This is a genomic window from Pedobacter sp. UBA4863 (genome assembly GCF_002399615.1).
Taxonomy (GTDB): Bacteria; Bacteroidota; Bacteroidia; order Sphingobacteriales; family Sphingobacteriaceae; genus Pedobacter.
In genome coordinates this window covers 81,728-104,260 of the sequence record NZ_DHDZ01000035.1, presented here as the reverse complement: position 1 = coordinate 104,260, position 22,533 = coordinate 81,728, and the positions used below count along the sequence as shown (strand labels likewise).

12 protein-coding genes are annotated in these 22,533 nt (G+C 38.4%); 2 read left to right on the top strand and 10 right to left on the bottom strand.

Going from position 1 to position 22,533, the window contains the following annotated elements; genetic code table 11:
- Positions 1-94: 94 nt before the first annotated feature.
- Positions 95-547, bottom strand: coding sequence for a D-aminoacyl-tRNA deacylase (gene dtd / locus B3I52_RS08455; RefSeq protein WP_293300343.1), 453 nt, complete (start codon positions 545-547; stop codon positions 95-97).
- Between the two features lie 91 nt (positions 548-638).
- On the opposite strand from dtd, the gene B3I52_RS08450 reads away from it, so the two are divergent.
- Positions 639-1,676, top strand: coding sequence for a hypothetical protein (locus tag B3I52_RS08450; protein ID WP_293300341.1), 1,038 nt, complete (start codon positions 639-641; stop codon positions 1,674-1,676).
- On the top strand, positions 1,642-4,062 hold the full coding sequence (locus B3I52_RS08445) for a hypothetical protein (RefSeq protein WP_293300339.1): 2,421 nt from the start codon (positions 1,642-1,644) through the stop codon (positions 4,060-4,062). Before B3I52_RS08450 ends, B3I52_RS08445 begins: the two co-directional genes overlap by 35 nt.
- A 96-nt stretch (positions 4,063-4,158) precedes the next feature.
- On the opposite strand, the gene B3I52_RS08440 is transcribed toward B3I52_RS08445, so the two are convergent.
- The 9 genes from B3I52_RS08440 to B3I52_RS08400 all read right to left on the bottom strand — a co-directional run bounded on the left by B3I52_RS08440 (position 4,159) and on the right by B3I52_RS08400 (position 22,528).
- Entirely contained in the window at positions 4,159-6,267 is a 2,109-nt protein-coding gene (locus B3I52_RS08440) for a glycoside hydrolase family 172 protein (RefSeq protein WP_293300337.1), read from the bottom strand.
- 16 nt (positions 6,268-6,283) lie between these two features.
- Positions 6,284-10,315, bottom strand: a complete 4,032-nt coding sequence (locus B3I52_RS08435; RefSeq protein ID WP_293300335.1) for a S8 family serine peptidase — start codon at positions 10,313-10,315, stop codon at positions 6,284-6,286.
- 56 nt (positions 10,316-10,371) lie between these two features.
- Entirely contained in the window at positions 10,372-11,388 is a 1,017-nt protein-coding gene (locus B3I52_RS08430; protein ID WP_293300333.1) for a hypothetical protein, read from the bottom strand.
- Positions 11,389-11,547: 159 nt separating this feature from the next.
- Positions 11,548-13,197 carry a glycoside hydrolase family 32 protein gene (locus tag B3I52_RS08425; RefSeq protein ID WP_293300332.1) on the bottom strand — a complete coding sequence of 550 codons (1,650 nt, stop codon included), beginning with the start codon at positions 13,195-13,197 and terminating at the stop codon, positions 11,548-11,550.
- Positions 13,198-13,251: 54 nt separating this feature from the next.
- Positions 13,252-14,364: a DUF839 domain-containing protein gene (locus B3I52_RS08420; protein WP_293300331.1), complete on the bottom strand. Its 1,113-nt coding sequence runs from the start codon at positions 14,362-14,364 to the stop codon at positions 13,252-13,254.
- Positions 14,365-14,491: 127 nt separating this feature from the next.
- On the bottom strand, positions 14,492-16,312 hold the full coding sequence (locus B3I52_RS08415) for a putative Ig domain-containing protein (RefSeq protein ID WP_293300329.1): 1,821 nt from the start codon (positions 16,310-16,312) through the stop codon (positions 14,492-14,494).
- Positions 16,313-16,363: 51 nt separating this feature from the next.
- The gene (locus B3I52_RS08410) at positions 16,364-17,833 is read right to left on the bottom strand and encodes a putative Ig domain-containing protein (RefSeq protein ID WP_293300327.1); all 1,470 of its coding nucleotides are present in this window, start codon (positions 17,831-17,833) and stop codon (positions 16,364-16,366) included.
- Between the two features lie 33 nt (positions 17,834-17,866).
- The gene (locus B3I52_RS08405) at positions 17,867-19,336 is read right to left on the bottom strand and encodes a SusD/RagB family nutrient-binding outer membrane lipoprotein (RefSeq protein WP_293300325.1); all 1,470 of its coding nucleotides are present in this window, start codon (positions 19,334-19,336) and stop codon (positions 17,867-17,869) included.
- 27 nt (positions 19,337-19,363) lie between these two features.
- Positions 19,364-22,528, bottom strand: coding sequence for a SusC/RagA family TonB-linked outer membrane protein (locus B3I52_RS08400; RefSeq protein ID WP_293300323.1), 3,165 nt, complete (start codon positions 22,526-22,528; stop codon positions 19,364-19,366).
- Positions 22,529-22,533 lie beyond the last annotated feature (5 nt).

The window sequence follows — 22,533 nt, the reverse complement described above, 5'->3', positions numbered from 1 at the left end:
TTAATATCATTTTTAAACAGTTTAAAAATTGCCTTGTTTTTTTAGGCAAGGTGGTTTTTCTTAGCTTAAAAAGCCTCTTTAGGTGGTTGGGGTCTTATTCTTTATTCTTCGTGTCTATTACAATGGTAACCGGACCATCATTTAATAAGCTAATTTTCATGTCGGCACCAAAAATGCCACAGGCTACTTTTTTACCTATCAATAAACCAAGTTGTTTTTTCATTTCCTCATAAAGAGGGATGGCTTTATCTGGTCTGGCAGCACGGGTAAATCCAGGTCTGTTGCCTTTCTTAGTAGAAGCAAACAAAGTAAACTGACTAATCAGTAAAATGTTGCCATCAATATCTGCTAAAGATTTGTTCATTAAGCCATTCTCATCTCCAAAAACCCGCATGTTGGCAATTTTCTGTGCCAGCCATTCCAGATCTTCTTGGGTGTCTGCATCTTCAATGCCTAACAAAACCAAAAAACCATTGCTTATTTCTCCAGTAATTTGGCTATCTACTTTACAACTGGCTTGGGTTACTCTTTGTATTACTGCTCTCATACCCCTAAATCCCCTAAAGGGGACTGTCCTTTCTAAACTCCATATGGTCTTCTCTTTTTTAATTGCCAATTTAAGTACTTTTATAATCACAATGAAATGCAAAATTTTAAAAGCTCTTTTAGCGGGATGGGGGTTTGTTTTTTTAACTCTGCTAGTAGGCTGTAAACAAAAACGAGAAGTAAGCACTAGCTTTTACTTTTGGAAAACAGTTTATCAAGACAATAAAACAGAACAGCACTATTTACAGCATTTTAATAGCAAAGAGCTATACGTTAGGATCATGGATATTGACAACGATGACCTGGGTGTGCCAACGCCTATTGCCCCCATCAACTTTAAAAATAAACTGCCAGAATACGTTAATATTATTCCTGTGGTTTTTATAGTAAACGATGTATTGAAAAACACAGACGATACCGCCTTGAAAAAAATGGCTGCAAATATAATACGCTTTGTAAATGGAAAGGTGGAACAAGCCGGTAAACAAAACTATACCGCGTTGCAAATAGACTGCGATTGGACCGCAACCACAAGACAAGCCTATTTTAGCCTGTTAAAAGAAATTAAATTGTTAAGCAAGGGCAAGGTTCTCTCGGCAACGTTACGTTTGCATCAACTTAAAAATCAGGAGAAAAGTGGTGTGCCACCAGTAGATAAAGTTTTGTTGATGTGCTACAACATGGGTAATTTGCGTAAATATGGTTCGCAAAATTCAATTCTCGATTTAGCAGAGCTTAAACAGTACGTGAACAAAAATCTTGGATTGTATACAATGCAAGTAGATCTAGGTTTACCGCTGTTTTCGTGGGCGGTAGCATTTAGGAATAATGCTTATGCGGGCATCTCTAAAAAGCTCAATAAAGCAAACTTGGCAGACAAAAATAAGTTCGATTTCACTAGCCAAGGCTTGTATAGGGCAAAAACAGATTTACCACAATTTGGGCTATATAAAAATGATGAAATTAGGTACGAAGAAAGTAAATTTGAGGAGATTAAAGAAAGTACGGCTTACCTTGCTAAATATATTGCCAACAAACCGCTAAACTTGGTCTTTTACCATTTAGATGAATCTATTTTAAAAAACTTCAGCACACATGACCTGGAAGAAATTAATCATATTTTGCGTTAGCTTTTTAACGTTCTATTTTGGCGAAATTGTGGTAAATATTGCCTGTGGTGGCGAAGTAGATCCCTACGATTATTACATTTCTTATTTTCATAACGATGTACAGGGAAACGACTATGAACAATTTAACTATACCGATTGGCAGTATTTGTATTACGATGAAGAAAAAATAGATGAATATGAACTGAATAGTGCAGAGTGGGCCAATTACCTTCGGGTAAAAAAAGAAGATGTACACCAAGTTATGTACAATGCAGATAGTTTAACTAATGTGCAGTTGGCGGGGCTTACCAAACAAAATTTTAAAACATTGCCCGAGCATTTGAAAAATAATTCGTTTGTAAAGGCTTTATCGAAGCACAAAGCAGCCTTAAAATATTTCAACTTTGCCAAAAGCTGCGAACCTTTGGCTATGGCCAGTTACGATAGATGGGATCCCGTAGCACGCGACACGTTACAAATGCAGGTGAAAGCACAGGAGGCGATGGCCAATTTGGCACAAGTAAAAAAAGATAACTTCTTGAAACTACGCTATGCCTATCAAGCGGTAAGAATGTACCATTATGCACAAAATTACGAGGCATGTAAATTAACTTATCAAGATCATGTAGCTACGCTAAAATCAAATGATTTGGCCAAAGGATGGGCAATGGCGGTGTATGCCGGTTCGGTACGTTATGGCGGTAATCCAGTAGAAGCGGCCTACCTATATTCGAAAGTTTTTACCAGTAATCCCGAAAGGAGAGTACAGGCCTATAAAAACTTTCATTATACGTCTGCTGCGGTAAGCGAGGTTTTGCCTTTTGCTCAAAATGATTTGGAACGAGCCAATATCATCGCAATAGCGGCGTTTGGCCAGCCAGAATTAGATTTAGCGCAACTAAAAAAGGTGTATGGCTATGCGCCATCGAGCTTGCTAAATGGCACTTTGCTAGTGCGAGAAGTAAACAAGCTAGAACAGCAACTTAATGCAAATGGCGGTTTAACTGGTGATCATTATAGCAATTGGCTTACGCCTAAAGAGACCGATAGTGTTAGAAAAACCTATTTGAAACAATTAGAAGAAACCAAAGCCTTTGCCTTACAATTGTCTGCCGAGAAGAAATATCCAGAACCACAATTGGGTATTATTACCGCCTCCTATTTAAGTTGGCTAAAGGAAGATGATAAATCCGCCATCGAATTGTTGAAGCAGTTAAACCCTGATCAATTAGAAGAAAGATACCAAAATCAGTACAGAATTATCACTTTGCTAATTAACTCGCGTAAGTTAAAACAAGGCAATAATTTTAATGAGGACGAATTGTTGCCAACCTTAAAATGGTTAGATGAGAAGCGTACGAAGTCGGTGAAATCTGCGGCAAATAAGGAAGATGATTATTTTGCCTTAAACCGCGACAATAAATTCATTACCACTACTCGTAATTTTTATCAGCAATTGCTGGCGCCATCTTACCTTAAAATGGGGGATACGGCTAGGGCTGCATTGGCAATGTTAAAAGGAGATGATGTTTACGAGCAAAGAAGAGATAATAGGCTTTATAGTAATATGAGTTATCAAACGCTTAGTTTCTGGCAGAAATATTTGAGCGCAAATACCATACAAAAGCTTGAAAAAAGATATTCGCTTGCTCCTAAAGATAATTTTGAAGGATGGCTAAACAGTAACTTTTTAAAATTGAGTAAAGATGATTTTTATGAGCTTTTTGGTACGGCATACTTACGTAACCATCAATACGAAAAGGCGATCGCTTGTTTTAAAAAGTTGGCTAAGGACTATCCATTTCTTAGTCCGACTGACTGGGACGGAGATACGTTATATGCCGACCCATTTATTACCACTGTTAACGATTATCCGAAACAATACGGCGCAGAAAACAAGCAGTATAACAAGTTAACTTTTGCCATGGAAATGCTACGTTTAGAAAAATTGACGGTAAGCGATAAAAAGAATGCAGCGTTATATTATTTCAAAATGGCTAATGGCGTTTATCAGACTGGTTATTATGGTAATGCTTGGGCATTGATCAGTTACAGTTGGAGCAGTTATGCCAATTACGAAAAACCGTCTTTTGTTTACGATGGAGACTATAAATTGGCAAAAAAAGCTAAACAGTGGTATTTAAAAGCTCGCAGTTTAAGTAAAGACACTGAGTTTAGGGCAAAATGTACTTTTATGTTGGCCAAATGCGAACAAAAGGAAAAAGTAAATGGTGTATTATCGGTTAATAGTTGGTGGGATAACGATGCGCAAAACCAATTGTATAGTTTAAATAGAAGTAACCCTTATTTTAAAGAATTGCAGCGCAGTTATGCGAATACCAAATACTATCAGCGAGCGGTAGAAGAGTGTAGTTATTTAAGCGATTTTTTGGCGATTAAAAAGTAGTGGAAAAACGGTAGTTAAATGAATAAAAAATAGGCTGTCTTAATTGATGAGACAGCCTGTTTTTATACTTGTGAGCCTGTTTTGCACCACAATAATTTATAGTTTTTGTATTTGAATACAGTCTAAACCAAATAAATATTTCCCACCTCGGCTTTTCGGATTGGTGTCAACGACTTTAATGGTTAGCTCAAAATTGCCGTTAATAGGTAAAAAATCGCCTAAATGAATTGCTGCATTAGTGGGTACCGTAGCGTAGCCATCAAACTCAATTTCTGCTTTTTTACCGTTTATCCAAAAAGCTAGTTTACCAAAGTCGAGCGATTTAGTTAAATGCAACTGTAAAGCATGTTTGGTGTTTTGGTAGCCGCTAAATTTAAAAGAAATACTATCATTTAGTTGTACATTTTTTACTATTAAGTGTGCGCCATCGCTCCAAAGCCCAGTTTCGTACCTGTTCATTGCTTGTTTTTGCGCAACAAGATTAGCGCTAGTTTTAATAGGCTTAACTTTCTCGAACTCTATTGCGTTTTTAATAAGGTGTTCTTCGGCATCGGGCAATATGGGTAGCGCTGCCTCTGCAGTACCTGAAGCTCCAATTACTTGAGTTTTGGCATCGCCATAAAAATAAATAGCGGTAGCAAAATCGGCTTTTCCGTTTGCCCATGAAAGGGTTTCCATGTCGAATTTGAAACTATTGTTAAATGTAATTCCGTCTAGATTTCTGGTTCTAAAAAAAGTGTTATAGCCGTGAGCGCTCGGTAAATCGGCTCTTGGCGCACCACCAAAAGGTGTTTGAAACACAATTACCGGTGCCCACGAGCTATTGTAATAATCTTCTAGGCCTGTGCCAAAATGCGAGGGGAAAGTGTCGTCATCCACCCAAATTTTTTCATCACCTTCGCCGTACCAAGCTCTGGTATGGTTAAACAATGATATGACATCGCCTTTGTAAATGCCTTTGCCTTTAATGGTGGCAAAATTCCAATCGAAAGGGGCGGTTGTTGTGTTCATTTCTTTGGCATTTTTACCCAGTCTAATGCCACGTTCATATTTCCATGCGCTATAAAAATATAAGCTTCTGTCGATCCATTTTCTGGGTTTATATTTTACCTCTAGTGCTATGTCAGCAGTCATATCGGCAACATTTTCAATGGCAATGGTGCCCGATTTTTGGTAAGGCATAATCCATCTGCTGGTGATATTGCCGTTTCCATCAGTATTTAAAAACCACGATTTCACTTCTTTTGCGCCAAAGCCTCCGGCAGAGAAGTCTCCGACAGGAACTAAAATGGTTTGCTTATGATCGAAACTAGCTTTTAGTACTAACGATCTCATTAGTTGCGCAAACTGAACTTTATCTTTAGATTTTACGTTAATTTTGAGTTCGTAAACTGCATTTTCTCCGGCAGGTAAGTCTAATTTAACGCTTTCTCCTTTTGGTAAGGATGCCATTTTTTTTAGGGTATTTAATCCCTCTGGTAGCTGTGGGTTATTTAACGTTTTATTAACGGCTTTAATTTTCTCAGCCAAAGCTTTAATATCTTCTGGTTTAAAAGTTTCAACTTTTACGTCGTTTGCATATTTACGAATGTTGAAATGAAAATATTTTTGCCTGAGCGGCACGTCTGGCGATGGTTCGAAAACGATTTTTAAACTTTTTGCATAAGGAATAGGGAAATACATGGTGCTGCCACCTCTTTTGTCTATTCCTTCTAAGTAACTAGTGTGTTTGTTTAATAGCCCAGCACCATATTCTTCAATACCAAATTTGACGAAGTCGTAGCTGTTGATGGTTAAGCGTGGCGAGGTCTCCTTATCAAAATAAAACCTTAAAACACCTCTTTTGTTGGCAATGGTGGTTACCCATACTCTGGTTACTACGCCTGGGCCTTCTTCGTCAAATAATACTCTTACTTTTTTACCATCTATTTCTTCTTCTCTTATAATACCAAAGCCATCGTTATTGGCAAACCAATTGGGCTGGTTTGGTGCAACAGCAGCCCTGTCGTAGCTAGAGGCTTGATGAGTTTTGTAGGGTATTGCAGGAAACAAGGCGCTTTCTTCCATAGAAATCAGTTCATCTAATAGCGATGAAACAGTGATTTTCTCTGATTTGGTTTCTTGAGCTTTTGCATTTATAGAAATGCCTAAGATTATCGTGAAAACAACAATTACTAATGATTGCTGTAATTTGAAATTTATCATGAGTTTTTTTATAATACTATTGTACAATTAGTTTTTTAGTTCCTAAATTTTCGATACTAACGATATACATGCCGCTAGCTAATTGGTTTTTAAGGTTAATGGTAGTTTCTGCTGTTAACAGCAATTGTTGACTATACACCAAAGCACCTGTGAGGTTATAAATTTTTACCTGTTTGGTAGTAGGCGTTTCGGTTAGGCATTGAATTTTGATACTCGTACCATTAGAAGGATTTGGGTAAAGAGACCAGTCATTATCTTTTAAGCCAATATTTACGGCTTTTACTCCTAGCTCTTCCGTTTGCCCATCTTTGTCAACTTGTAGCAGTTTGTAGTAGTTAGTTCCACCATGTGGATTTGTATCGGTAAAACTGTAGTTGCCACCTTGCTCTCCAGCAGTTTTTTGCTGGGTTAGTAGGGTGTAGTTAATGCCGTTGGTGCTCTTCTCTACTATGAAATAACTGTTGTTAACTTCTGAAGAAGTAGCCCAAGTAATGTTTACACTGCCATTTGTTTGTTTTTTAGCATTGAAATTTTTTAGCGTAACTGGTAATACATTTGCTACTTCAATGTCTATGGTAGCTGTTGCTACTGCATCGCCATTATTGTTGTAGGTGGTAACAGTATAAGTGGTTAATGGCGTATTGCTGGTTGGTGTACCCGTAATTTCCCCATTATAATTATTGAAAACCAAGCCTGTTGGTAATGCCGGCGCAATAGTATAGGGGAATTTTCCTGAAGAAATATCAACTTTTGCAATTCTACGGTTGTTTCGCTGTGCGAAATAGATATAACCATTTTTAATGACCATGCCGAAATGGCCATCGCCTCTAGCAGCATAACCCACTGTATAATCTTCAGTTGGTGCTCCGGTATTTTGGCCAATTACAGTAAGCACCATGTCTGGACTGTTAGGATCGTAAACTCGTATTCTTGTTCCGCCGTACTCGGTAAAGTAAACCTTGTTTTGTTCGCCAACAACCAAGTCTATTGGTCCATTTAGCAATGGCGAATTATAGATGAAATTATCGGTAATTGGTCTAGCTGCACTGGCTGTTCCTGCCAATGTACTAATGCTATAGGTATTATTGCTCGGATTGAAGGTATATTTTAACAGCACTTGGCGATTTCTGTTAGGCACATAAATGTCTTTGTTAGCCATTACTTTAAATTGGTTTACGCCACTGAGGGTTGGATTTGGAGTAGGTATGGTGATATCGGTAAGTAAAGTTGCAGTGTTTGTGACTAAGTTTAAAGCTACTCGTTTAATATTTGTTTTGGTATCTATGATATAGAATGTTGGGTTTTCAACCAAAGAAGTAGAATCTACCGCTAAATCACTTATTGAGTTGCCAAAACCTGCAGGTAGAGCAATGGAATTAAAATTAAATGGTGTACTAATATCTGCTGGTATATTGGCATATTTTATGGTATTGGAACTCTCAGAAACCACATATATTTTTTGACCATAAATGGCCAAGCCATTAATGCCAGTAAAGGTGAAATTGTTGTTTGGTACTGCGTTATCAATGGTGATGACCGCATTATCGCTTGCTCTCATGGCTCTAATTTTACCTGGGCTTCCGTTTTCTGCAACAAACATATTTCCGTTATCGTCAAACTCAACATTCAACGGATTAGCAAAGCTGGCTGACACTGGGTAGGGTACATCGGCTGAGCCAAAAATGCCGTTGCCAGCCACCAAATTTAAGGTGCCGTATTGATTAGGGTTTTGCACATTTACACCTGTGGTGGCAGTCTGGGTAGTTACGGCAACATTTTTAACAAAAACTTTGGCGTTGCCATAGCCAGTAATTGCTCTTTGTAAGTTAGTAGATACTTGCTTTAAAAACTTGATACTATAATCGTGTGTGGTACCTTTGGTATAAGCTCCGCAAGCTTGCACATCGTTTTGGTGGTTGGTTTCTACAAGTACTACCCGCATAATTGAACTTGCATTGGCAGCAAGGTTAGCAGGAATAGTGATGGTAGCGTTATAAGTATCGTTAACAGGAATGACCGAACTTGTGGTCAGAAGTTCGTCAGCATCGTCAAAATCACCATCGTTGTTCCAATCTACATATACTTTTGCTATTGCAGGAGCACTTGTTCCGAAAGCGGCAGTGCTTATACTTAGCGGATAGCTTAGGTCTTCTATTACTTCTACGGTATTGGCGGTTAAATCGAGATAAGGGGCATTTGTTGCGCTAGGCGAATAATCTAGATTTGCCAACTTAAAGTTGGTAATTTTAGCACCTGTTGTTTCGTTAGCATTTGATGCGCAATAATTTGTGCCTCCAACGCCAGTAATAATTACGCTATAAGCCTGTGCCAAGTTGTCTTTTAGTCCGTTCTTATGGCTAATACTAAAAGTATATGTTTTTCCAGGTACGGGATTTTCTATATACACCTGCTCTACGTTGTCTCTAAAGTTGTCGCCTTTTGTGGCAGGCACCGATGGATTTGCGGGATCTAAAATCCATGGGTAGTGTGTTTTTGTGCCGTCTTCGCCTCGTATATCTAGGTCGTTGACTAAACGTAATATCGGGTTGTTTAAGGCATCGTTATTGGATACCGGAATTGCCGGAGGATCGGTCCAGCAAATGGTGGCTATTAAAGGCGCTTTGCCATTAGCAACTACTTGTATGGTTTCTGTTTGGTTTGGCGATAGACTTTTTTCTTGTATAGAGCTTGTTGCTCCATTTTCTAGAATAGCTTTTGCCGCTTTTTCTGCGTTTAGTAAGCCCCAGCCAAAGATATAGTTTGGGCCCAAACTAGTGCCCGTTGGGCTTGTTGTGGCCAATACCAATGCTTTTAAAGTTGCCGAACGCATAAAAGCAGCATATTTTTGATGATACAATTCTTGTAGCAATGCTAAGGTGCCTGTTGCATTAGGTGTGGACATAGAGGTGCCACTTGAAGAGATATATGCAGTATTAGAAGTATGGTTGGTAGAAGTAATACTCACGCCATCGGCCACTAAATCGGGTTTAATACGGCCGTCATCTGTAGGGCCCCAAGAGCTAAATGTAGCGATAGAGATGTCTTGCGGATGGTTTGATCCATTTGGTAAACCATTAATGGCACCTACAGTTAAATTATTTTTAGCATTACCGTAAGTAGTGATGATACCGTAGCTATTGTTACTGCTTATTGCTGCGGGGCGTGGTCCTAAATTTACCATAGCTCCGCCGCTGCTAGGGTAGCCCCAGTAATCTTCGCCTATGGCTGGCCCGGTTCTGGTTCTAAAATTTCCAGATGATTTTAATGGGAGGTAATAAGGAGCATTGAAACAGATATTATCCCATTGTTGCGCATTGGAATCGTAGTAGCCAAATCGGTAGTCTTCGGTAGAGCCATATCTACCATAATAACGCCATTTCCCATCATCATCTTTGTCCCAGCCAGCAACCGTACCGTAGGAGTGGTTAGAAACTAACATTTCTCCAGAAAAATTATTCATGCTCGTTGTAGTAGCAATAAAAGCCCATAATTGTGGCAATGCATAAGCCATGCCTTTGGCAATGGGGTTTACTCCGGCAGCCATAATTGTACCTGATACGTGCGTGGCATGAGAGGATGTAGTGCCAGCGGTTTTTAATGTTACTCTTCCCCCAAATTCTTGATGAGTAAGTAATGGGCTACCACTTTCGAATACCGCCACAGCTCCAGCTGGTAGGGTACTGCCATTTAAGTCTAATCCTAAACTGCCACCTGTATAAAGTTTGTTGGTATTAGTAGTTGCTGCGGCAATGGTATTGTTGTCTGATTCTTCATAAATAGGTAAGCCAAAATCATCTACAGCAACAAGATTTCTAATACGGCCGTCTTTAAAAGTTTGTGTAATCTTCCAACCTTTTGTAGCGGCTAGCTTATGCGCATGGGCCCGCTCACTTTCTATTTTGTTTTTTAATAGTTTCCCATATGCTGTTTGCTTTTTTACGTTTACCCTAGCCAAAGGCTTTTCTTTTTGTGCGTAAAGATTTAAGGTAAAAAATAAGGTTCCTATAAACGCAATAAGAGCTATTGTTCTTTTTATTAGAAAGTTCATGGTTGGTTGCATTGGGTTTTAATATGGTAGCGTTTTCTTGAAGTAATGGTGTCTATTTACTTCGAGATTAAGATTTGAAAGGCACCTTTGTCGGTAAGGTCATTTAAATGATATACTTTTTCGTTGTTTTCTAATTTTGAATTTCTTACGGTAGCTTGGCCATAAACCATTTGTGCGCTACTATGCCCTGCATTTGGCACTTCAACTAATTTCCAGTTAAACTCCATTCCTTTTTTCTTTGCTGTGCTTTGGCAAAAAGCAAAATATTTAAAGGCACGTTCATGTCGGTTTACACCCTGTATTAGTGCAAGGTTTGCTCCCGGCGATTTATCTATACCAACTGTTGCAGTATCGGCAGTGCCAATAAGAATTACCAACTTTCTTTTGAAATAAGCCGCCAGTTGCTTGTTGGTGGCAAAGGGTGTGCTTTTTAGCGAAAAAGGCCAGCTAGGGGCTTCAGCCGATTTTCCAGCGGGCATGTATAAGCCTTTATCGTCTGGATAGGTGTAGTTGCCTGGATTTGCAGCAACAGCTTTTTCTACTCTTGCTTCGGGGTTCATTAACAAATAGCGATGTACAAATTGGCCGCCTGCAGAGTGGCCAAACATATTGTAAACCTCAGAGGTATTTCCTGTATGTTGTTTAATATAGTCGAATAAGGATTCTATGATTTTGTAAGTCCAAGTTTCTGCTGGCTTTAGTATAAATTGCTTTCTGCTTTCAGATACTCCGCCAAATTGATAATCATTTTCTGTGTAACCATTGGCATGTAAAAATTGAGGGGCAATTACTATAAATCCATATTTTTCGGCAAGGTTACGCCATACGCCGCGTTGTATTAGTCCGCTACGTTCGGCACCGTGCATTGATATTAAAATTTTCATTTTTTTGATATCGCCCTGCGTGGGGATATAGTAAAAAACAGTGATGGGCTTGTTTTTCAGAGGCTCATAGCCTGTGTATTCAAATTGCCCTGCACCGCGTTCTAAAAGAGGTTCAAGTTTTTCTTGTGCTTTAACCGAGATAAAAAAATTAAATAATAGAAAAGCTAGAATAGTTTGTGTTTTGGCCATTTTTTTGGTTTGTAAGGTTTGGTTTTCCTGTTTTAGATAGAAGACTAATACGAGTGGTTTTTAAAAGGAGAGAAGGTTAGATTTGGTTAATTACAATAAATGAGGACTATAATGCCCTCATTTATTGTGTTTGGTTGTTGAGGCGTTTATTTAAATACGCTAGTATTTGATGGCGTTCATTTGGTAAGCTTCTAGTGCTTTGATTAAACTTGGGTTCCCAATTGATTTGAAAGAAACACCAATGCTTTCTGAAAGCGTAGGATAGGCTCTTAAAGCCACACATTGTTTGCCGTTTACAAAAACCTCTACCACACTTTTATCGATAAAAATTCTCATTTTAACGGTTTCTTTATCATCTAACACTACCTGAGCTGTTTCTGGTGGTCTCGAAGCCGCATCAGGTGCTAAAGACGAATTGGTGTTATCTATGGTAATTGCACTAGCATGCCCAGTAGTATGGTTTGCTATACTTGCATATCTTCGGCCAGCATAATAGCCACGTTTTTTCTGGAATGAAATTTTAGTGTACTCTCGCTTGTCTGGCGAACGTAGTACATTCATTTCAAAGGTTTGCGCAAATTTTACATCAACCTCTAAGTTAATCTCTATGGCATTTCCTTTAACCTCGTTAATTACTATTTCTTTGTTTGCAGGTAATTCAATATTGCTTAGGGTTTGTTTTTCGCCTCTTAAGCTTTCAATGGTATTTACCGGCTCTACACCAATTTCGTTGTTTGGCAATAAGATTAGTCGGCGAGGTAAGCTCATGATCTGATCCCAACCTTTGGTGTTTTTACCACGGTTCATGTTAAAGATGATCATTACACCGCCTTTGCCGTCTGGGTAAGCAGAAGGTGCATGTACACCACCTGGACCTACTGGGCCAAAGTTGAATTTATCGTGTTTTTCTACATAGAACTTGTCTTTTTCTTTGTCGTAAGTGCCTAAAAAGTATTGCCCGCCTGTCATGTGGCTAAAGAAGGCCATGATGTATTTGTTACCATTCGGGTCACCAATGGGCAAGAAATACGGACAAGCACCATCATCGCCCGGTAGGGTAAATCTGTCGCCTTCAATAAACTTGTGCATGTACTCCCAATTTACTAGATCTTTTGATCTGAATAAGTAATTGGTAGCAAATGGCATGTTACTTGGGCGCATATTTTCTCTGCCCGCACTTAACGAATAGTAATAATCGCCTTTTTTCCAAATGGTAGGGTCGAAAATAGCGGGAGGAAAAGGTTTTTTATCCGATTTTAAAGGAATAACCGCTTCCCCTGTTAATTTCTCCCAGTTTAGTAACAAAGGGTCTTTTGATACGGCTACAATATTGCCCAAGGTTGTGCCGTGATACATGGCAATGGCCCTATCTTTTTCAATAATTACTGCGCCAGAAAAAGATGCACGCTCTGGATTTGGATAAATGGCATAAGGTAAATCTTTCCAGTTAATTAAATCGTCTGAAATGGCGTGCCCCCAATGTTGTCTGGTGTCTTCAGGTGGATAGCCTTGATAAAATAAATGCCACTTGCCATTCCAAAAGCTTAAACCGTTAGGATCGTTTAATCTACTTTCGGGACTAGTAAAGTGGTAAATTGGACGATGTGGGTCTTTTGCAAGTTCTTTTCTCGATTCCGCAAATCGCTTCAGTAGCGGATTGCTCTCTAACTCCTTTAATTGTTTTTTCTCGTCATTCGAAAATTTGTACTGGGGCACTTTAGACGTATAGTCTTGTTTTTCTTGTGCCTGACTTACAAAAAACGAACCGCAGCTTAGAAAACCTAAAAGGGCAACTGTTTTTTTGATCATTTTATTTTATGTTATTGGATTATTATTTTTTGCGTGCCAATTTCTCAAACAAGCTTATTTTTTACCTTTTTTCTTTTCATTGCCAATAAATACCATACGTAATGTTGCAACACGCTCTGTTAAATAAAGGTTCCCATCAGTGCCAATGGCCAAGCCAGTAATTTGGTTAAACTTAGCTGCGGTACCTACACCATCAACAAGTCCAAAAGTGCCATCGCCGGCAATGGTAGTTACGTTACCTTCGGCATCAATTTTTCTAATTTTGCGACCGTTATAACCACTCACGTACAAATCAGTTCCTTTAATGGTAATGCCAAATGGATCGTTAAAACTTGCATCGGTACCTTTTCCATCCACATCGGCAGGGGTTGGGCTACCAGCAAAAGTAGTTACCGTACCGTCTGGCGTTATTTTTCTGATGCGTAAGTTTCCTCTATCGGTTACAAATAAGTTGCCTTGCTCATCCACCACAATGTTTGTTGGGTTTTTAAATTGTGCATCGGTACCTTTACCATCTGCGTAACCAGAAGTGCCACCAGCTAAGGTAGTAAACAAGCCAGTAGCGGCGGTATATTTGCGTACCGCATTGTTTCCTCTTTCGGTGGTATAAATGTTACCATCCTTATCTATAGTGATGCCTGTAATGTACGAGAAACTAGTTTCATTAGGGATACCGTTGGTGTTTCCGGGTTTTCCATCTTTATTGCCTGCAAAAGTGCTTACTTCGCCATTAGGAGTAATTTTGCGAATGCGATTATTGTCGGCTAGGTAAAACTCACCAGTTTTAGGATGAATGGCCAATGATAATACCGAGATAAAACGGGCGTCGCTGCCTTTTCCATCTTGTAAACCTCTTTGTTTGTTGCTAGAACCTGCAAAAAGAGAAACTTCGCCTTTGGCAGAAATCTTCCTGATGCCTTTTGAGCCGTCTTCTGCAATGTAAATATTGCCCGATTTATCTACTGCTAAATCTAGTGGTGCATTAAATTTTACATCTGATTTGCTTGGACCATTTGAGTTACCAGGAGTACCATCGCCAAATAAGGTAACTACTTTACCGTAGTCTTTATCGGTAGCTTTTTGTGCATGTACTGTAGTAGCAAATAATCCTGCCGTTGCGAGCGCAAAAAAGAAAGTCTTATTTGTTTTTAAGGTTTTTAAAATCATGACTTAAAATCTGGTTTTTTTATATGCTTAAAGCATGTGATGTATTTGTGTTTTAAAAAGGTTAAAAGCTCCCAAGTGTTAGGAAGGGCACTTGGGGCTTTCGGGTTTGTTTGGTTTTGATCTATTTTTATTCTACAATTAATTTTTGAACACCTAATGAACCCAATGAAATGGTATAAATGCCTTTCGTTAACGCAGGATTAAAGCTGATGGTAGTTGCTCCGTTTAGCGTAACTACTTGGCTGTGTACTAAACGACCTATTACATCATAAACTTTTGCGATTTGTGTAATACTGTTGCCGTTGTAGTTAACAGTTACGCTACTCCCTTTTGATGGATTAGGATATACCGACCAGCTAGCTACTGTTAAACTACCTTGTACTACTTTAATGCCCAAATCTGTAGTTGTGCCATCGTTGTCTATTTGTTGTAATTTATAGTAGTTTACACCGCTTGCTGGGTTTACATCAGTAAAACTATAGTTACCGCCTTGCGCACCTAACGAAGGTCTTTCTACCAAGGTGCTAAAGTTTACACCATTTGTGCTTTTTGATACTACAAATTTGTTATTATCGGTTTCTGAACTGGTAGCCCAGGTTAGATTTACATTGCCGTTGGTTTGCTTTTTGGCTTCGAAAGAAGTTAGCGTTACTGGTAGAGTGGCTACAACAGCAAGATTGATGTTTTGTGAGGCAATAGTAGCGCCTAAGCTATTTACTAATTTAATGGTAAATGTTGATGATACTGTTAATCCAGTTGGAGTACCTGAAATCTCTCCAGTAACTGAGTTTAAAATTAACCCAGCGGGTAATGCGGGGCTTACGCTGTATTTATTTAAACTTATACTTTTTATATAAGGAGCTTGTTTTGTAACAGCCACAAGATCGCCTGTATTTGGATTTATTCTTATAGAAAACAGTTGCCAAAAATATCCTGATATTGGTGCTATTCCAATGCCGTCTGAAGCAGGATTTTTATATGTTCCAATTGTTTGAAGTAAAGTGTTATAAGTTAGTGAGCTTTGATCTAAATCAATTTCATATACAGCATTTTTACCATACGATGCAACGTATAATTTTTTTTGATGATATTCAATTCCATAAGCGTTAGCCACTTTTGGGGTTAAAGTGCTAACAATACCGCTTGGTGTAATTTTTACTATATTTTCTTCAATATTATTGTCGTTAGAGTTGTTTATGATGTAAAGATTGTCATTTTCATCAATAGTTAACCCCGATGGTCTGTACAAAGAGCCATTGTTAATAGTGCTAGTACCTATAGCAAATACAGAAATATTTTCAGTTAAAGACGGTGTGAATTTCAAAATCCTGTGGTTATTTCGATCAGATATATAATATGCAGCAGGAGAGCTGTTTGGGACTTTGATGATATCCTGAGGGGTTGTTAAAGCAGTAGGAGTAATAGCGTTTTGAAAAGTTAATGTTACGGTAGTAGCATTATTAAAGGTTCCGTCACTATTAACCACCACGCGATAAATAGCATTAGACGATTGAGCTATAAAATAAAATCCTTCCTCTAATCCTTCAGAAAACTTTGCCATTCCAAGTGGGGCTGAAAAATTTAAATTAGTATTATTGGCAACAACAAAACCAGAAGCGCTGTTGTCGGTTAAGTTTATTTTAATAATTCTGTCATTCTGATATGAAGGAGAGCCTGTTATGGTAGGGCCATCTTGTGAAGCATATAGATTTGTACCATCAAACATTAATCCTATTAGAGGTTGAGCTTGTGTTGGGCTGGTTGTAATGGTTTTTATATAGTACGGTACAGTGGTAGTATCGCTGTGTTTAGGTTTTAACGGATTAATTGGCGTGTTAACCAAAAACTCATTACTGCTTTTGTAGGTAATTGTTTTTTGCCCAAATGCACTTCCAGTTACTGCTAGTAACGTAAGTGCTAATAGTGTTTTAGTAAAATTTTTAATCATAGTTTTAAATAATTATGATAGTGGCATTAAAGCCACTATCTGGTTTATATTTTATTGTACAGTTAAAAAGAAATCGGTGGTGTTTACTGCTTCTCCTCTTCCGTTGTAAGCGGTTACGGTGTAAGTTGTACGAGGAGTTGCTTGGCTTGGCGTACCCGAAATAGCACCAGTATAAACATCAAAGGTTAAGCCTGCTGGTAAAGCTGGTTTTATAGAAAAACCCGCCTTAGTTAACATACGCACAGCGCCAGTTCTTTGCGCAAAATAAACATTGCCATTTTCTGCAACGGTAATTCCGGCACCGCGTTTTATGGTGGCATTGCTGCCTACGCCATCAATAGAAGCAGTTGGTTCTATGCCATTGCCCGCTATTGTTGTTACATCGCCATTTGGTGTAATTTTTCTTAAAGCACCACCATTCCATTCGCTTACATATAAATCGCCTGTTGGTTTGTGCCATGCAATACGCCACGGGTCGCTAAATGATGCATTTGTGCCATTGCCATCTTCTACTTTGTTAAGACTTTTACCCCCTGCAAATGTGGTAACCACACCTGTTGGCGTAACTTTTCTAATTACATCAGAGTTTCTGTCTATCACATATAAATTGCCATCATCGTCTATAGTAATACCTTGAGGGCTATTGAATCTAGCAGCATTACCGGTGCCGTCTAATGATTTATTTCTGTCGGTAGATGTTAAACTTCTACCGTTTATAGGGCCTGCAAAAGTAGAAAACGAGTCGGTAGTAGCGTCGTATTTTCTAATACTGCCGTTATCTCTATCGCCTACATATATATTGCCATGTTTATCAAATGTGATACAGGTTAAATAGGCAAACCTCGAATCTTCAGGTCTATCATCTATAGCGCCAACCAAGTCTTCTTTTGATCCGGCAAAAGTAGTAACCAAACCTTCTTTGGTTACTTTTCTAATCCTGTTGTTGTCTGTTACGTAAAAATCGCCGGTAATAGGATGAATAGCAATATCCAAAGGTGAAAAGAAACTGGCATTAGTACCTAGCCCATCTGTAAATGCGGCAGTATTGCCCCCCACAAATACATTAGAACGGATATCGCCAGAAGGGCTTAGCTTTCTAATCCTATCACTAACACCGCCACCGTCTTCTGTTACGAAAATAGCACCAGTATCGTCAACGGTTAAGCCAATAGGGAAGGCCAACATTACATCTAATGGATATGGCCCGTGTGCAGTTCCTACAACATCTTTCCCAAATAAGGTGATGATGTAATTGGGAATAACCTCAGGATAGACGTTGCCCACTAAAGTAGGGGTTATTGGACTTGTATATTCTCCAACATTTAATATAATTGGATTTTGATAGGTTAAAGAAAGGTCGCTATTTGGATCTACCGGTGTAGGAGGCAACTCTACTCTAACTGGAGTGCCTAATAGGGTGTCTTTTTGTTTCATACAAGACGAAACAGTTAAAAGCAGGCCTACAATTAATAAAGCTGTAAACTTACCTATTGATTTTTGTTTAAAATTTTGTTCTTTCATGCTGTTTGTTTTTTAAACGAGTTCATGTAAAATTTATCTGGCCCAAAAAGATTTGATATTGATGTCATCTTTGCCGCCTAAACCGGCAACGGCTTTTTGATAGTTAGTAGGATTGTATCGTTGTGCAATAACCGGGTACATGAGTCTGCTTGGTACAATACCACTGTTGCTTGCGCTCGGCAGTACATTTAAGTTTGGATATCCAGTTCTCCTATATTCAAACCAAGCATCTAGACCCCTAAAAAAGTAGGCTAAATACTTATGCTTTATAATCACAGCTAATCTTTCTTCATCTGTTGATGCTGCATTATATTCATCTTTTACAGCTGTATTATAAGAATCGGATTGATTATTTGTTGTCCAAAAAATTGCACTCTCTTTGTTCCCGTCTTCTAAGTACTGCAGTGGTGTTCTTGATGAGGTAATCCATCCTTTTAAACGTGCCTCTGCCAAGATAAATTTTACTTCTTCAGAACTCATTAACAGACCTAATTTTGGAGAAGTTCTTAAATTATTGTTGAGTGTAGATGTACCATTGATAAATAAAGCTGTTCCATCTCCTAAAGCAAAGCCTTGAGGCATTGGAGTCCACTCTAGTTTACTTCTGTTAAAATAGGTAGTCAGTCTAATATCCTGAATAGGATACAACATCATATCTATGATATTATTAGTTGGTGAATGACTATTGCCAAAGCCTCCAGTGGTACTATTGTAATAAGGATTATAGAAAGGGAGTTCGTTAGTGAATTGTAAGTGGGCATTATCTGTTGCATCAGTAATATATGGATAGGTACCACTGTTATTAAATATGTCAGCAATTTTTTCAGCAGATTTAAAAGAAGGGTCTTTACTTACGCGTAGGTATAAGCGTAATCTTAACGAATTACATAGTTTTTTCCAAGCAGTAACTCGTGCCGACAAAGATCCTTTACTGCCAAAAAGGAGATCTGAATTTTGATCCATCGGTATAGTAGTATTGAAAAGTAGTGCTGCACGGTCTAGCTCTGCTAATAAATCTCTATAAATATCTTCTTGTTTGTCATATTTAGGAAGAAAGTTTAAGTTTTCTCCTTGGGTAGCTTCGAAATATGGGACATCTCTAAAAGTATCTACCAAATCGGCCATAACAAATGCTTTTAACGTAATGGCAATTCCTTGATAGTTTGTGTTTCCATTTTCAACGGCCAAATCATACATCGATTTTAGGTTTTGTAAAGAGGTGTAATGCCTATTCCATAAACCATCACCTACATCGCTACGAATGTCAAAGCGCTGTATGTAAGAACGTTCATGTTTATACAAACTGTAGCCCATAATGTCGTGGGTAATACCCTTTGCCGCTCTAAGTTTAGATACCACAATATTGTACACTGTTTGGCTCAATAAAGTTTCTGGAGACCCCTTTTTTATACCATTGGGGTTCTTATTTAACTCAGCAAAGTCATTCTTGCATCCTGAGAATAAAATCATCGAGATGGTTAAAATATATAAGAGTTTTTTCATGTCTATTTATCTAAATCAATAATTTTATTAAAGGGTTAAGCGTAGGTTTACACCTATATTTCTAGTACTAGGCATTTGACCAATTTCTATACCTTGCACCATGGTGCCGTTGCTGAAAGTGCTACTTTGAGGGTCAAATGATGGCCATTTTGAGATTACAAATAGGTTTCTGCCATAAACACCAACGGTAATACGATTTGCGCCAATTTTTCTAGCGTATTTGGTGTCAATAGTTTTATCTACTCTAAATTCTCTTAATTTAATGTAAGAAGCGTCGAAGATGTTGGCCTCACCATTGTTATAATCATAATGGGATAAATAATAAGCAGAAGGTTTAACTGGGGTGGTGTTGGGCAACCAGCTGCCATCGGGCTGTAACACCACGCCGGTACCAATAATGGCACCTTCTTCGCGGCCTGGTAAAGTAGCTTTAATCATACCGCCAACCATTAATTCTGAGTTGGTTAAACTGAATTTTTTATGTCCAAATTCGGCATCGAACAAGAAACTTAAAGACCAACCTTTATAAGTAAACTCGCTACCAATACCACCTTTAAATTTAGGGTTGGCATTACCTAAGTATATCGGGTTTTCTGTGTCGTACATAGGAAATCCGTTTTCATAGATAATTTTACCTTCAGGGTTTCTAGAATAGCCCGCCCCCCAAAGGTCTCCCAAAGAACCTCCTTCTTTAGCTAACAATGCCGTAGTGCCAAACGAGTATAATTTGATGGTTTCTATTTTATCATTTAAGTTTTTAATTAAACTGCGATTTGCAGCAGCATTAAAGTTAATTCTCCAATTTAAACCAGTGTTGCTCTGTAGCACTTTGCCCCATAATTGAAGCTCTACACCTTTGTTTTCTATTAAACCAGTATTCATGATAAAATTATAGAAACCACTGGCAGGATCTACCGGTACACTTAAAATTTGGTCAATGGTTTTAGATTGGTAATAAGTTGCGTCTATGCCAATTCTGCTTTTTAATAACCTGGCTTCCAAACCCGCCTCGAAACTCTTGGTACGCATTGGTTTTAACTCAGGATTTGGCAGGGTGGTAGGGTTTGTAATTGATGCGTTAAAGTCACTTGAAGAAAAGTACTTGTCAATACGATAAGGATTAGTATCGCTACCCACCTCTGCATACGATAATCGGAGTTTAGCAAATGATAATACATTAGTTTTAACAGCTAACATATCGGTAAGCACTAAACTTAAGTTTGCCGAAGGATAGAAATAAGAATTGTTATTGGTAGGTAATGAACTAGACCAATCATTTCTACCGGTTAATTCTAAGAATAGATAATTTTTATAAGATAAGTTAGCGAAAGCATATACACTGCTAATACCTTTTTGTTCTCTGTATGTACGCAAAATTGCTCTGTTAATACCGTTAATTAAAGTGTATTCTCCCGGTATTAGCATTCTATCGATGTAGGCAATAGTTCTGTTAAAATTATTGCGCATATTGTTGCCGCCAATAGAAAAAGTACTGCTAATTTTTTTACTTAAAGGCCTTTTGTAGGTCAATAATACATCAGCATTAATTTCGTATCTAAAGTCATTTTGCTCTCTATAAAAGCCATCAATCCAACTTCTACTGCTCTTTGGTTGTCTATTAGAAGTAATGTCGGTGTACATGTTGATACCAGTACGGGCGGTAAAGTTTAAGTAGTTGTTAATTTTGTAGCTGTAGTTAATATTACCAAAGGCACCATCTCTGTTAGCTGTGTTAAGCATTTCATATAATACGAAGTACGGGTTATCTACATTAGTATTAAATGGCCTGTTTTGTGCAACATCAACCTGCCTAATCCCATTAATTACCCTCCAATAATCTCTATATAATTCGATATCGATATTAGGAGGCGTCTGTGCCAATAAATTACTTACAGACCTTGCGTTATAACCTAAAATAGGTAGGTTAGGCGATGAACTTTTGTAGTAGTTTACTTTGGTTATAATTTTCATCGCTTTATTAATTTGCTGATCCAGGGAAAAGCTAACCGTAGTTTTTTGATTGCTTACATTTTCTAAAATGTATCGGTTTTGCATATTGGTGATGGATAATCTCCCTTTGGTTTGAGCGTTTCCGCCATCAATTGCAATAGAATTGTTAGATAAAATACCAGTTCTAAAGAATTTTTTTGTGGCGTCGGGATAGGAAATCCAATCGGTTGGTTCTGCTCCCTGACCCTGTGTTGCAGGATCGTATTGATAATATTTTACGCCAGTATTTAAGCGTGGCCCCCAAGCGTTTGACGAGCCAGAAGTGCTTAACACATTTGAAGTGCCATAAGAGTAATGCTTAATGTCAGAATCGACACCGTCGCCGTATTCAGTTTGATAGTCGAACCATCTGTTAACACTCGAAAAATCAGTATTTGAATTTACAGTAATACCTAATCCTTTTCTTGTGCTACCAGATTTGGTTACAATAACAACAGCACCATTAGCGCCCCTAGAACCGTATAATGCGGTTGCCGCAGCACCTTTTAGTATCGTAACACTTGCAATATCTTCCGGATTGACGTCCCCCGCACTTGAGCCAATATCCATAGGAGAGTCTACCGAGTTGTAAGCGCCACCGGCTTGGCTCGGTACTTGGTTGCTGATAGGCACACCATCTACCACAATTAAAGCACCGCTGTTGCCCATTTCTAAAGATTTTTCACCTCTTAAGATAATCTCAGTGCTTCCCATTGCACCACCGGCAGAATTTAACGTTAAACCAGCTATTCTGCCTTCCAATCCGCTCATCCAATTGTTAGAAGGTGCTTTAGTTAAAGCTGTACTGTCAACAGTTTGTGCCGCATAGCCTAAAGAGCGCTGTTCTTTGCTAATATTTAAAGCAGTTACAACAACTTCTTCTAGTTGAGTGCCTTTGCTGTTGAGGATGATATTTATGGTATTTCTAGCACCTACCCTAACTTCCTGTCTTTCGTAACCTAAATAGCCGAAAATAAGCAACGAATTCTCATCTAGTACAGCTATTTTATAGTTTCCATTTTGATTTGACAACGTAGCGCTTTTGCTATTCTTCATTGTAATAGTCACGCCTTCTAAAGATTCACCCTTATCATTAGTAACTCTACCCGTAATGGTTTTTTGGGCATACAGGTTGCCATTCGTCAATACTAGTATAACAAGAACTAGTGCCGCTTGTAAGCATATTTTAAAATATAACTTCATTATTG

Coding starts and splice junctions, on each gene's coding strand:
- dtd (WP_293300343.1), bottom strand. CDS start 547: ATGAGAGCAGTAATACAAAGAGTAACCCAAGCCAGTTGTAAAGTAGAT.
- B3I52_RS08450 (WP_293300341.1), top strand. CDS start 639: ATGAAATGCAAAATTTTAAAAGCTCTTTTAGCGGGATGGGGGTTTGTT.
- B3I52_RS08445 (WP_293300339.1), top strand. CDS start 1,642: ATGACCTGGAAGAAATTAATCATATTTTGCGTTAGCTTTTTAACGTTC.
- B3I52_RS08440 (WP_293300337.1), bottom strand. CDS start 6,267: ATGATAAATTTCAAATTACAGCAATCATTAGTAATTGTTGTTTTCACG.
- B3I52_RS08435 (WP_293300335.1), bottom strand. CDS start 10,315: ATGAACTTTCTAATAAAAAGAACAATAGCTCTTATTGCGTTTATAGGA.
- B3I52_RS08430 (WP_293300333.1), bottom strand. CDS start 11,388: ATGGCCAAAACACAAACTATTCTAGCTTTTCTATTATTTAATTTTTTT.
- B3I52_RS08425 (WP_293300332.1), bottom strand. CDS start 13,197: ATGATCAAAAAAACAGTTGCCCTTTTAGGTTTTCTAAGCTGCGGTTCG.
- B3I52_RS08420 (WP_293300331.1), bottom strand. CDS start 14,364: ATGATTTTAAAAACCTTAAAAACAAATAAGACTTTCTTTTTTGCGCTC.
- B3I52_RS08415 (WP_293300329.1), bottom strand. CDS start 16,312: ATGATTAAAAATTTTACTAAAACACTATTAGCACTTACGTTACTAGCA.
- B3I52_RS08410 (WP_293300327.1), bottom strand. CDS start 17,833: ATGAAAGAACAAAATTTTAAACAAAAATCAATAGGTAAGTTTACAGCT.
- B3I52_RS08405 (WP_293300325.1), bottom strand. CDS start 19,336: ATGAAAAAACTCTTATATATTTTAACCATCTCGATGATTTTATTCTCA.
- B3I52_RS08400 (WP_293300323.1), bottom strand. CDS start 22,528: ATGAAGTTATATTTTAAAATATGCTTACAAGCGGCACTAGTTCTTGTT.